The sequence below is a fragment of the Mesobacillus sp. genome, assembly GCF_047739415.1.
Lineage (GTDB): Bacteria > Bacillota > Bacilli > Bacillales > Cytobacillaceae > Mesobacillus.
The window spans coordinates 1-12,614 of the sequence record NZ_JBIQOE010000279.1; the positions used below are offsets into that span (position 1 = coordinate 1).

General features: G+C 43.4%; 12 protein-coding genes, 1 tRNA gene, 1 rRNA gene and 1 other annotated feature. Of the genes, 8 read left to right on the forward strand and 6 right to left on the reverse strand.

All coding sequences use genetic code 11. The annotated features are described in order from the left end of the window. The first annotated feature begins 33 nt into the window (after positions 1 to 33). Positions 34 to 149, forward strand: a 5S ribosomal RNA gene (rrf, locus tag ACH0QE_RS22040). A gap of 312 nt (positions 150 to 461) precedes the next feature. On the opposite strand, the gene ACH0QE_RS22045 is transcribed toward rrf, so the two are convergent. Continuing rightward, positions 462 to 587 carry a hypothetical protein gene (locus ACH0QE_RS22045; RefSeq protein WP_286181201.1) on the reverse strand — a complete coding sequence of 42 codons (126 nt, stop codon included), beginning with the start codon at positions 585 to 587 and terminating at the stop codon, positions 462 to 464. Positions 588 to 694: 107 nt separating this feature from the next. Beyond that, positions 695 to 1,645 (reverse strand): YaaC family protein, encoded by a 951-nt coding sequence (locus ACH0QE_RS22050; protein WP_415802580.1) that lies wholly within the window; start codon positions 1,643 to 1,645, stop codon positions 695 to 697. A 111-nt stretch (positions 1,646 to 1,756) separates the two neighbouring features. Here ACH0QE_RS22050 and guaB point away from each other — a divergent pair, with 111 nt between their 5' ends. The 6 genes from guaB (at position 1,757) to ACH0QE_RS22080 (ending at position 8,201) form a co-directional block, all read left to right on the forward strand. Further along, complete coding sequence (guaB, locus tag ACH0QE_RS22055) at positions 1,757 to 3,223, forward strand: IMP dehydrogenase (protein WP_415802581.1); 1,467 nt, start codon at positions 1,757 to 1,759, stop codon at positions 3,221 to 3,223. A 232-nt stretch (positions 3,224 to 3,455) separates the two neighbouring features. Continuing rightward, positions 3,456 to 4,760, forward strand: coding sequence for a serine hydrolase (locus ACH0QE_RS22060; RefSeq protein WP_415802590.1), 1,305 nt, complete (start codon positions 3,456 to 3,458; stop codon positions 4,758 to 4,760). 154 nt (positions 4,761 to 4,914) lie between these two features. Then, entirely contained in the window at positions 4,915 to 5,796 is an 882-nt protein-coding gene (pdxS, locus tag ACH0QE_RS22065; RefSeq protein ID WP_415802582.1) for a pyridoxal 5'-phosphate synthase lyase subunit PdxS, read from the forward strand. A gap of 10 nt (positions 5,797 to 5,806) precedes the next feature. Beyond that, entirely contained in the window at positions 5,807 to 6,397 is a 591-nt protein-coding gene (gene pdxT, locus ACH0QE_RS22070) for a pyridoxal 5'-phosphate synthase glutaminase subunit PdxT (protein WP_415802583.1), read from the forward strand. A 54-nt stretch (positions 6,398 to 6,451) separates the two neighbouring features. Beyond that, positions 6,452 to 6,668: a binding site (T-box leader), on the forward strand. 65 nt (positions 6,669 to 6,733) lie between these two features. Beyond that, complete coding sequence (gene serS / locus ACH0QE_RS22075; RefSeq protein WP_415802584.1) at positions 6,734 to 8,014, forward strand: serine--tRNA ligase; 1,281 nt, start codon at positions 6,734 to 6,736, stop codon at positions 8,012 to 8,014. A gap of 94 nt (positions 8,015 to 8,108) precedes the next feature. Continuing rightward, positions 8,109 to 8,201, forward strand: a tRNA-Ser gene (locus ACH0QE_RS22080). A gap of 381 nt (positions 8,202 to 8,582) precedes the next feature. Here ACH0QE_RS22080 and ACH0QE_RS22085 read toward each other — a convergent pair. From ACH0QE_RS22085 to ACH0QE_RS22100, 4 genes are all read right to left on the reverse strand, one after another. Continuing rightward, on the reverse strand, positions 8,583 to 9,251 hold the full coding sequence (locus tag ACH0QE_RS22085; RefSeq protein WP_415802585.1) for a deoxynucleoside kinase: 669 nt from the start codon (positions 9,249 to 9,251) through the stop codon (positions 8,583 to 8,585). Further along, positions 9,248 to 9,889, reverse strand: coding sequence for a deoxynucleoside kinase (locus ACH0QE_RS22090; RefSeq protein WP_415802586.1), 642 nt, complete (start codon positions 9,887 to 9,889; stop codon positions 9,248 to 9,250). Before ACH0QE_RS22090 ends, ACH0QE_RS22085 begins: the two co-directional genes overlap by 4 nt. 200 nt (positions 9,890 to 10,089) lie before the next feature. Continuing rightward, positions 10,090 to 11,373 carry a LysM peptidoglycan-binding domain-containing protein gene (locus tag ACH0QE_RS22095; RefSeq protein ID WP_415802587.1) on the reverse strand — a complete coding sequence of 428 codons (1,284 nt, stop codon included), beginning with the start codon at positions 11,371 to 11,373 and terminating at the stop codon, positions 10,090 to 10,092. Between the two features lie 62 nt (positions 11,374 to 11,435). Further along, positions 11,436 to 11,975: an isochorismatase family cysteine hydrolase gene (locus tag ACH0QE_RS22100; RefSeq protein WP_415802588.1), complete on the reverse strand. Its 540-nt coding sequence runs from the start codon at positions 11,973 to 11,975 to the stop codon at positions 11,436 to 11,438. Positions 11,976 to 12,063: 88 nt separating this feature from the next. Here ACH0QE_RS22100 and tadA point away from each other — a divergent pair, with 88 nt between their 5' ends. Further along, complete coding sequence (tadA, locus tag ACH0QE_RS22105; RefSeq protein ID WP_415802589.1) at positions 12,064 to 12,588, forward strand: tRNA adenosine(34) deaminase TadA; 525 nt, start codon at positions 12,064 to 12,066, stop codon at positions 12,586 to 12,588. Positions 12,589 to 12,614 lie beyond the last annotated feature (26 nt).

A 12,614-nucleotide genomic window follows, 5' to 3' on the forward strand; every position in this document is an offset into this window, starting at 1 on the left:
AGTTTTGAGGGAATAAAACCTCAAACCAAATAGTCTGGTGGCGATGGCGAGAAGGTCACACCCGTTCCCATACCGAACACGGAAGTTAAGCTTCTCAGCGCCGATGGTAGTTGGGGGTTTCCCCCTGTGAGAGTAGGACGCCGCCGGGCACATGAAAGAACAGCTGTAATGGCTGTTCTTTTTTTTGTGTGTAAATGTCTGAGAGGATTATCGAAGCCTAAGTAGAATGTCTAACGTACTGAAGCAAATCATGAGAAAGGCCAGAAGCAAGGAAATCAAGGACTTTGCTTGGGAGTACCTGGATTCTGGATTGCATGAATCTGTCCTGACTTCTCCGCTTTTGGGAAGGATGTTACCGAAGCGTTCGTGAACTCGATGCTGCCATTCGCACCCCTTTCAGAACCTCTTCGGAAGTTTTAAAAAACCCTCTGGAAAAATCTCCAGAGGGCTTATCTATATATTTACTTCTTCACTTTCTTCCCAAGGGATTGCAATTGATCCATTACCTTCGTGCGTGACTTTTGATCTTTTAGCAAGTATGCTGTACCTAGAGCAACAGTTGTCATCATTAGTTTTTTTCTATCCATATTAAAACCTCCTCGGTTATTTCATTGTCCATGTATTAGAAATTCCCGATATCGTATTATCTAAACATTCTCCTTTCCACTGTAATGGCTTCAAACCCTTGGTGATATTACTTTTTCATCAGGTATTGGTAAATTAAGTAAGGACCTTTTTTCAATGTTGATTTTAAAAAGGACTGAATCAATGGATAGTCTTCATTGGGCATCATCTTGATTAACTCACTCCACCATTCTGTTTCATAGCGCGCGATCATCCCAAGATTATATAACAATAGATAGTGCAGCAGCAGCTCTGGAAAAAGGAATAAATCGCCTTTATTTAAGGGAAATACATAATGCTGCTCTTCGAGATTATATTTTAATGGGAGTGGTTCAGAGGCTCCGCTTAGATGTGCTTCAAACCGGATATGGCTGGGATCCTCAACGAAAGAAACAGGGATAGAGGATTTGGTTTGAAAGAATTCCTTAAAACGGTTCTCAGTCATATGGAATTGGTCGATTATTGATTTAGGCAGCGAAAAACCTGACTCGGCATCTTTGACAACTTCGAAAATTTGCTTTCCTCTTAGATCAGAGTAGATGCCGGACAATTCTGGGATCAACTCCAATAAATCACCCATTGTTGCTTTTTCACCTTCCAATTGTTTCATGTGAAACATCTTTTCTGCCATAAGTGAGAATAATCCATTCTTCTGGAATTTCACTTCATCATCCGTAAAACTGTATTGTTGTTTTTTTCGTTTCCTTGTTGAAACTCCATGAGCTAATACAGAAGTGGTTTCAGGGTAATCAGGTTCAACTGTCAGGATACATGCTTTTATTAGATGGACAAGTCCGTAAAAGAGCAGGATTGGCTGGATGGCCAGTGGAGACTTTTCTGCCTGTTCATAATAAAGCTTCCCATGTTCGAGATAATACATAAAGGGATAACAGTTTTCGAAGCTTTTCATGTCAGGCTGGTCAATGTTGATTTTGCGGTAGCATTTTTTCAGATAGGCTTGTGAATACTCTGCTGAAAAAAAGAGAGTGTAACTATTCCATTCCTTATAAGACGTAGACACATGAAAAACCTCCAAGTTATTTGAAAAGTCGGACAAATAGTAACCTTCTTGACAGTATTTTAACCAATTGATAACCTACAAATAATATTTTCTTAAAGGGGGTCATTTACTATGTGGGAAAGTAAATTTGTAAAAGAAGGATTAACGTTTGATGATGTGCTGTTAGTGCCGGCTAAATCTGAGGTGCTGCCAAAGGATGTAAGCCTGAAGGTCAATTTGACGGAGACCTTGAGATTGAATATTCCAATCATCAGTGCCGGCATGGATACTGTAACAGAATCTGAACTGGCTATATCGATTGCTAGGCAGGGCGGCCTTGGTATCGTACATAAAAACATGTCCATAGAGCAGCAGGCTGACCAGGTCGATAAAGTAAAACGTTCTGAAAGTGGAGTCATTACCGATCCATTCTTTTTAACTCCTGAGCATCAAGTATTTGATGCTGAACATTTGATGGGGAAATACCGCATTTCTGGTGTCCCAATCGTTAATAACGAAGAAGAGCAAAAGCTTGTAGGAATCATTACGAACCGTGATATGCGTTTTATCCAGGATTACTCCATTAAAATCGAAGAAGTCATGACGAAAACGAATTTGGTGACTGCTTCTGTAGGAACTACCCTTGAAGAAGCAGAGAAAATCCTTCAGCGCCATAAGATTGAAAAACTCCCACTAGTAAATGACGAAGGCGTATTGAAAGGGCTCATTACCATCAAAGATATTGAAAAGGTGATTGAGTTCCCGAACTCTTCTAAGGATTTGCAAGGCCGCTTGCTGTGCGGCGCTGCAGTTGGTGTAACAGCCGATACGATGAAACGGGTCGAGATGCTTGTGAAATCCCATGTAGACGTCATTGTTGTCGATACAGCGCATGGCCACTCAAAGGGTGTCATTGAAACTGTGAAGCAAATCCGGGAAAGCTACCCGGAACTGAATATTATTGCTGGAAACGTTGCGACTGCAGAAGCGACAAGAGACTTGATAGAGGCAGGGGCGGATATTGTCAAGGTCGGTATTGGGCCTGGGTCTATCTGTACAACGAGGGTTGTAGCAGGTGTTGGTGTTCCGCAAATTACCGCTGTATATGATTGTGCGACAGAAGCACGCAAGCACGGCAAAGCAATCATTGCAGACGGCGGTATCAAATATTCAGGAGATATCGTCAAAGCTCTTGCTGCGGGTGGGCATGCCGTCATGCTCGGAAGCTTGCTTGCAGGTGTCAGCGAAAGTCCAGGGGAAACTGAAATCTACCAGGGAAGACGCTTTAAAGTATATCGTGGAATGGGCTCAGTTGGGGCGATGGAAAAAGGCTCTAAAGACCGTTACTTCCAGGAAGATAATAAGAAGTTCGTTCCGGAAGGCATTGAAGGAAGAATTCCGTATAAAGGTCCTCTTACAGATACAATTTATCAGCTTGTAGGCGGTATTCGCTCTGGTATGGGATATTGCGGCACTGCGAATCTTGAAGAATTAAGGGAGAACGCCCAATTCATCAAAATGACTGGTGCAGGACTAAGAGAGAGTCACCCACATGATGTCCAGATTACGAAGGAAGCACCGAATTACTCCATGAGCTAGGTTTATATTTGGAAAACAGCCAGGGACTACGACTTTTTTCCTGTATATCAGCTGTTTTTTCCTTATTTTTCAATAGACAGAGTGACTATCCTCTGTCTATTTTTTTCATTTTTTTTATGTTAAACTATACGGGTGTGATTTTTTGGGATTAACAATTATGAAAGTTTCATAGATATTTAATTAAAATTTTGGAGGGAAATTTGTCTTGAATCGTAAACAGAAACAGCTTTCAATGTTCTTTGCAGCATTCATTTTAACGATCACAACTATGTTTTCCGGATTTTCAATGGAAGCAGAGGCAGCAGAGGGACAATTAGGCATCGATGCTGAAGCAGCCATGCTGATTGACGCAGGTACAGGAAGAGTTTTATATGAAAAAAATTCCGATGTCGTCCTTGGCGTAGCGTCCATGTCTAAAATGATGACAGAATACATGGTCCTAGAAGCAGTCAAGGAAGGAAAGCTTAAGTGGGATCAAAAGGTAAAAATCAATGAGTATGTCCATAAGTTGTCAGCTGCACCTGGCCTATCCAATGTGGGATTAACTCAAGGTGAAGATTATACGGTAAAAGAATTATATGAAGCGATGGCAATCCATTCTGGAAATGCAGCGACTGTTGCACTTGCAGAGGTTCTTTCAGGAACAGAGAAGAATCATGTTGAAAAAATGAATAAAAAAGCAGCTGAACTTGGTTTGAAGGATTATAAATTCGTAAACTCCTCAGGTTTAAATAATAGAGACCTATTAGGACAACATCCTGCTGGCGGCCCAGAGGAAGAGAATGTGATGTCAGCACGTTCATTGGCTAAGCTTGCTTACCGTTTGCTGAAGGATTATCCGGAAGTACTGGAAACAGCAAGTGTGCCTGCATTGAAATTCCGTGACGGACGAGAATACAAGAACTTTAACTGGATGCTTCCAGGTCTTATCTACCAATATGATGGTGTTGACGGCTTAAAAACAGGATCGACTGATTTCGCAGGCTATGGTTTTACAGCTACTGCAAAGAAAAATGGGCAGAGATTCATTTCTGTTATCATGAAGGCAGACTCTAAGGACAGCCGTTTTGCTGAAACACGTAAGATATTGGACTTTGCTTTCAGCAATTTCACTGAAGAAGAACTTGTAAAAAAGAATCATCAGGTTAAAGGCAAGAAAAACCTTCCTGTTACAAAAGGGAAGGAAGACAGTGTTAAGATCCAATCTAAAAAAGCCATTACTATGACAATCAGGAATGGTGAAAAGGAACAATATGAACCGGTACTTGTACTGGATAAAAAGAAGCTGAATGAAAATGGCGAACTGACTGCTCCTATTAAAAAAGGCGAACAGGTCGGCTATATGACTGTAAAGTCCAAAAACGATGAAAACATAAGCTTTTTAACTGAAGATGGACAAAAGCAAATCCAGGTTCCAGTTGTCGCTGCTGAAAGTGTTGAAAAGGCTAACTGGTTCGTACTGATGATGCGCGGAATCGGCGGTTTCTTTGGAGACCTATTTGGCGGCGTAGCTGATACGGTAAAAGGTTGGTTTTAATTAATATTGAAAGGTTTCCTGTCTTGACAGGAAACCTTTTTTATTGTTTATTTTCAGTAGGGGTAACTGAATTCCGACTAAACAAGTGTGGTTTTCCAGTTATTTTCAAGTGCTTACATAGTAATCCTTTTTATAGGGACAAGGGGGAAAAAGAATGAAGACAGGTACTGATCGAGTTAAACGCGGTATGGCAGAAATGCAAAAGGGCGGCGTCATCATGGACGTTGTTAACGCTGAGCAGGCGAAGATCGCTGAAGAAGCCGGTGCAGTTGCCGTAATGGCATTGGAGCGTGTTCCATCAGATATCCGCGCGGCAGGCGGCGTAGCAAGAATGGCTGACCCACGTATCACTGAAGAGGTAATGGGTGCTGTCACAATTCCCGTTATGGCAAAAGCACGGATCGGCCACATCGTAGAAGCACGCGTGCTTGAAGCGATGGGTGTTGATTATATCGATGAGAGTGAAGTTCTGACTCCGGCAGATGAAGAATTCCACTTAAATAAAAGAGATTATACAGTTCCATTTGTATGTGGTTGCCGTGATCTTGGCGAAGCAGCGAGAAGGATTGGCGAAGGAGCCTCCATGCTCCGTACCAAGGGAGAGCCTGGCACAGGCAATATCGTCGAGGCTGTACGCCATATCCGCAAGGTAAATGCCCAGGTGCGCAAAGTAGTTGCAATGGATTTGGACGAGCTTATGACTGAGGCCAAGCTTCTTGGAGCTCCATATGAGCTTCTGCTTGAAATCAAGCAGCTTGGACGTCTTCCGGTCGTGAACTTTGCTGCCGGTTGCGTTGCAACGCCAGCAGATGCGGCATTGATGATGCAGCTAGGTGCTGACGGAGTTTTTGTAGGATCTGGTATCTTCAAATCTGATAATCCTGCGAAGTTTGCAAAGGCAATTGTCGAAGCGACTACTCATTATCAGGATTACGAACTGATTGCGAACATTTCGAAAGGTCTTGGCATCCCGATGAAGGGTATGGAAATTTCATCATTGGCACCAGAAGCCCGCATGCAGGACCGCGGCTGGTAAGGGGATAGCTATGGTGAAAATAGGAGTACTTGGCCTTCAGGGCGCTGTACGAGAGCATATATGGGCAATCGAAGCATCTGGAGCTGAAGGCACTGTCATTAAGCGTCCAGAAGAGCTATCAGAAGTCGATGGCCTGATCATTCCCGGCGGAGAAAGCACTACAATCCGCCGTCTTATTGATAAGTATGGCTTCATGGAAGAGTTAAAGAAGTTCGCTGCAGATGGTAAGCCGATGTTCGGAACCTGTGCCGGATTGATTCTGCTTGCGAATGATCTCGTTGGCTATGATGCGCCGCATATCGGTGTCATGGATGTGAAAGTGGAGCGTAACTCTTTTGGCCGCCAGCGAGAAAGCTTTGAAGCTGACATCAATATTGCCGATGTTGCTGATAATTTCTCCGCCGTCTTCATCCGGGCACCTCATATTGTGGAAGCTGGCGAGAATGTCGAAGTGCTGGCCAAGCATAATGACAGGATCGTTGCTGCTCGTGACGGACAGTTCCTCGGTTGTTCCTTCCATCCTGAGTTGACGGATGATTATCGACTTATGAACTATTTTGTAAAAATGGTCGAGGAGACAAAGAGTAAAAATTTTGCATAAACCGCTTGCATGCTGAACATAATTGTAGTAAATTATGAATTAAAATTTGATAGTAAAAAAGCTATGAGAGGGAATAGTAGCTTGCGTCCATTCCGAAGAGAGCCGGTGGTTGGTGCGAACCGGTGTCTGGAGCAAATGAATCCGCCCTCGAGCAGAGTATGGAACGCCAATATGGCTAGTAAATACTTTCGGTAAAAACCGTTATTTTATGAGTGGAAAGCAGTTTTGCTTTCAACTAGGGTGGCAACGCGGGTTAACTCTCGTCCCTTTTTGGGGACGGGAGTTTTTTATTTTATCAAAGGCTTTTTTACTTGAGGCAAAAGGGAGGAAATAGCAGTGTTAGATGTAAAGTATTTGAGAGCGAATTTTGAAGAAGTAAAACAAAAGCTGCAGCACCGTGGTGAAGACATGACCGACTTCGGCAAGTTTGAGGATCTGGATGTGAGGCGCAGGGAATTGATTCTCGAGGCTGAACAGCTGAAGAGCAGAAGAAATGAAGTGTCCCAGCAGGTTGCGCAGTTGAAGCGTGAAAAGCAGGATGCTGACCACTTGATTGCTGAAATGCGTGAAGTTGGCGAAAAGATCAAGGTTTTGGATGACCAGTTGCGAGAGGTTGAGGAAGAACTGGAAGCACTGATGCTCAGCATTCCTAATATCCCTCATGAGAGTGTTCCTGTTGGAGAAACGGAAGATGATAATGTAGAGGTTCGCAAATGGGGTGAAATCCGTGATTTTGAATTCGAAGCGAAGCCGCACTGGGATATCGCAGACCATTTGAAAATCTTGGATTTTGAACGCGCTGGAAAAGTAACCGGCAGCCGTTTTGTATTTTACAAGGGATTAGGAGCCCGTCTTGAGCGTGCCTTGATGAGCTTCATGCTTGACCTTCATGTTGACGAGCATGGTTACACAGAAGTTCTTCCTCCATACATGGTTAACCGTGCAAGCATGACCGGAACAGGCCAGCTTCCTAAGTTTGAAGAAGATGCTTTCCGAATCGAGAGCGAAGATTATTTCTTGATCCCGACGGCTGAGGTTCCTGTAACGAATATGCACCGCGATGAAATCCTGAGCGGAGAGGAATTGCCGATTAATTATGCTGCCTACAGCGCATGCTTCCGTTCAGAGGCAGGATCTGCAGGCCGGGATACACGCGGTTTGATCCGACAGCACCAGTTCAACAAAGTCGAGCTTGTTAAGTTCGTAAAACCGGAAGATTCTTACGAAGAGCTTGAGAAACTTACTGGACATGCTGAAAAAGTCTTGCAGCTGCTGGGACTTCCTTACCGCGTGTTGAGCATGTGCTCAGCAGACCTTGGATTCACAGCTGCCAAGAAGTACGATATCGAAGTTTGGATTCCAAGCTATGGCACTTACAGGGAAATCTCTTCTTGCAGTAACTTTGAAGGCTTCCAGGCTAGACGTGCGAATATCCGTTTCCGCCGTGAAGCCAAGGCTAAACCAGAGCATGTGCACACACTGAACGGATCTGGTCTTGCGATTGGCCGTACAGTAGCCGCAATCCTGGAGAATTACCAGCAAGCTGATGGAAGTGTCATCATACCTGAAGCATTGCGTCCGTACATGGGCAACAGGGAAGTTATTGCTCCTGAATAATATTAAAATTAGGGCAGGATTCATTCCTGCCCAAAAAAACTTTAAAAGAAGTGTTGACTCGAATTTCAATACGTGATATTATATTTCTTGTCTCGGAGGTATACCCAAGTCTGGCTGAAGGGATCGGTCTTGAAAACCGACAGGCGGGTAACACCGCGCGGGGGTTCGAATCCCTCTACCTCCTCCATAATTTTAATATTAAAGCATTAACGCATAAAAACAATTTGGAGATTGTGTAAAGAAACCCGTTACGGATGTAGCGGGTTTCTTTATATCTCTTTTTTGGTCTATAGCAAAGTTCTATGTGCCCTTTTAGGGAGAGGTAAGCTAGAATTGGGCTTATAGAAAAGTTCTATAGGCCCATTTGAGAGCTTTCTACTTAATATGGTCTTATAGAAAAGTTCTATAGACCCTTTTGGGAGCTTTCTACTTGAATTGGTCTTATAGAAGAGTTCTATAGGCCCTTTTGGGAGTTTTCTACTTGATTTGGTCTTATAGAATCGTTCAACATAACGATAGTGGATCAAGCTATAGTGTTTAGATAATAAAAAACCGCCAATCGGCGGTTTTATTTTTTCAACAATTGAGTTTGCCTAATATGCGTAGCGATTTTCTCAACGATTGGTTCAATTGATTCAGGGTTGTTGAACAAATCGTAATCATTGATATTCAAACGCAGGACAGGGCATGCGTTGAAATTATTGATCCAGTTCTCATAACGTCCGTGCATTTCTTCCCAATAAGAAATTGGTGTCTGCTGTTCCATCGGACGTCCTCTTAGCTTGATGCGTTCTAGAATATCGTCAATTGAACCCTCAAGGTAGATCAGCAAATCTGGATGCGGGAAGTATGGAGTCATCACCATTGCTTCGAAAAGGCTCTTGTATGTTTCGTAGTCCACAGGTGACATTGTGCCTTTTTCATAATGCATTTTAGCGAAGATGCCTGTATCTTCATAAATCGAACGGTCCTGGATAAAGCCGCCGCCGTATTCGAAAATTCTTTTTTGCTCCTTGAAGCGCTCTGCAAGGAAGTAGATTTGCAGGTGGAAGCTCCAGCGTTCGAAATCGGCATAGAACTTATCGAGGTATGGATTTGTATCTACTTTTTCAAAGGATGTACGGAACCGAAGGGCATCCGCCAGCGCATTTGTCATAGTCGATTTGCCGACTCCCACAGTACCAGCAATCGTGATGACCGCATTTGCCGGGATGTCATATTTTGTTCTTAGATTCATGGTTGTACGCTCCTTTTTCTTAATGATGCGGTTAGCTGGTCAATGATCAGCTGGAGATCTTCTTCATTTTTAACGAAATCCAGGTCATCGCCGCTGAAACGGAGGACTGGGATCTCAGGGTGGTCTTGCTCGAATTGAAGCATTGCTTGTTCATAATCAAGAGATAATTGCTCTAAATATAAAGGGCTGATGTTTTTTTCGACTTCGCGGCCGCGCATCTTGATGCGCTTCAACAATGTATCAAGACTTGCATTTAAGTAAATGATGACATTCGGTTTAGGCATATCTTTTGTCAGGATTTGATAAATATCTAGATATTTTTTATATTCCTGTTCATTTAATGTGCGCTGGGCGAAAATGAGGTTTTTCATGATATGATAATCAGCTACGACTGATTTGTCTTTGCTGAGGTAATGTTCATTAATATCTCCAAGCTGCTTGTATCGATTGCAGAGGAAAAACATTTCTGTCTGGAAACTCCATTCTTCTATGTTATCGTAAAACTTCCCCAAAAATGGATTTTCATCGACAATTTCCTTTAAAAGTGCAAATTGAAACCTCTCGGAAATAGCACGTGCTAATGACGTTTTCCCAATACCGATTGGTCCTTCAACCGTTATAAAAGGTGTTCCTTCCACAACATGTCCTCCCTCTCTGTTGTATCTATCTCTTTTTTACATTTCTGTCAGTTAAATCACGCAAAGTCCATTTTATCACACACAGTATGGTATGGGTATGGAATATTAAGAGGCAATTTTAGCAAAAAAGAAGACAGCCGCATAAATACTGCGCCTGTCATTTATTATCGGAATTTGTAAAATTATTTTAACAGAAAATTTTATCTTTTTACCACATTGAAATTATCCTGGATGAGCAGCCAGTTCTGCGGGAAGGAAAGTCCGAGCTTCCAGTAGCTCATTCCTCTCAGGTTCAATTCCTTTATCAAATCGAATTTTGCCTGGATGGACCTTGCGTCCTCAAACCAGACTTCATGCTGTTTTCCATCTTGCGCTGTATAGCGGAAGGTCGGCGCCTGAGATTTTGCATTGTACTGGATCGGGACATTATTATCGGCTGCAATCTGGATCGCCTGCTGCGGACTGACGGCCCTTGCGATGGATCCTTCCACAAATGGAAGCGTCCAATCATAGCCATAAAGGTTCTGGCCCATCATGACTTTTTGTGATGGCATTTCACTGACAGCATACTCCAGCACCTGACGGACAGGTCCAATAGGGGAGACTGCCTGTGCAGGTCCGCCGCTATAGCCCCATTCATAGGTCATGATGACGACGAAATCGACAATCTCTCCATGTGCTTTGTAGTCATGTGCCGTATACCAGGGCCCTGTTTGAGCTGCACTCGTTTTTGGAGCGAGTGCGGTGGAAATAAACCAGCCTTCCTGTTTAAAACGATCTCTTGCCTTTCTCAGAAAGGTATTATAGGCTTCACGGTCTTCTGGACGAAGGAATTCGAAATCAAAATGGATATCGCGGAATCCGTATTTTTTTGCGGTAGTAACAATATTGTTCAGGAATTTGTCCTGAACAGGGATATCATTCAGGATGATCCGGCCAAGCTCATCGCTGAACTGGTCGTTTTCCTGGTTGGTGATGACCATCATCAATATATTGTTGTTTGCCTCGGCAATGGCCGGAAAATTGTTCAGCAGTGGTTCCTTCAATGAACCGTCCCGTAAGGCCTGGAAGCTAAACGGAGCAAGGTAGGTTAAATAAGGGGCAGCTTCCCGTGCAGCTGTTTCCAGTGCAGGCGCTACATTGTTCCCCCGTGGTTCTACATAGGCATTGAATTCCGCATTTGATTTCGGCCGCTGTGGAATATATAGACGAAAACCGACCGATAATGGCTGGTTGACCGAAATTCCGTTAATCCTTGCGAGTTCCTGAGGAGTGATCCCGAACCTTCTGGAAATTGCCCAGAGGCTGTCGCCTGGCTGGACAAAATAAAAGCTTCCGACAATCGGGATGACCATCGCCTGGCCGACCACAAGATTATTAGGATTAGGCAGTTCATTCGCCTCGGTTATATCCGCAACAGATGACCCATAAACTTGAGCGATCTGTGTCAAAGTCTGTCCTTGCTGTACCACATGAATTTGCATCTTCTTCCCTCCCTGGCATTTTAGCGCTACAACCATTGTATGAAGGAAGAAAATGCAGTATGTTATAAATCTAGCTCGCTGGAAGGCCTTGTTTCAGCGGACAGGACGTTTTTCATCATTGTCAGTGCATATTTATTATCCTCGTCAATATTGGAAGCAATGAAGTCCTCTGGAATGATCAGGTTGTATTCGCGCATGTATGCATCATTCGCGGTGAAAAGCACGCAGATATTACCTGCAATCCCCGCCAGGACCAAGGTGTCCACCTTCAGTTGCTGAAGCAGGGTATGAAGCGCCGTTCCATAAAAGGCAGAATGCTTTGGCTTGATCAGGAAATAGTCCTTATTCTTTTCAGGAGCAATTTTTTTAATGATTTCTTCACTCGTTTCATTTGAGCAATAATCCATGATTTTTTTAAAATCTGCCTGCCATAGATTATAATGGTCATTAATATAGATAACGGGCATGCCCTTCTCATTGAAAGATTTCTTTAATGTTAAAATTGGATCGATGATTTTTCTGGTGTTTTTTGCGAGGTCTTCACCTGCATTAAAATTAAAATCATTGATCATATCAATGATCAATAGAGCAGTCTTTGGCATGAGTAATCCTCTCCTTTTCCTATATGTTTTTACCGGTGGGGGATTATTAAACCAAATGGAAATATAAAACACCTTAATGGAGGAAAAGATGGAATATACTCCAGATGAACGATATATGTTAGAAGCAATTGAAGAAGCGAAAAAAGCAGGGCAGATGGACGAGGTGCCGATTGGGGCTGTCATTGTGCTGGATGGTGAGATCATTGCACGTGCCCATAATCTCCGTGAAACAAAGCAAAGTTCCATTGCACATGCAGAAGTTCTCGCAATCGACGAGGCCTGCAAGAAGCTCGGTACATGGCGGCTGGAGGATGCTGTGTTATATGTAACCCTTGAGCCATGCCCTATGTGCGCCGGGGCGATCATGCTGTCCCGAGTGAAGAAAGTGGTCTATGGTGCAAAGGATCCGAAGGGCGGCTGTGCAGGGACCTTCATGAATATACTCCAGGATGAGCGTTTCAACCATCAAAGTGAAGTGGTGACAGGCGTGCTGGAAGTAGAATGCGGAGCACTGTTATCAGACTTTTTCAGGAATCTGCGAGAAAAAAAGAAGCTGAAAAAGAGACAGGCAAAAGAGGAACTGGAACAGCATACAGGAATTGACAGGGGATAAGCATTGCTTTTTAGTCCGTGAGTTAG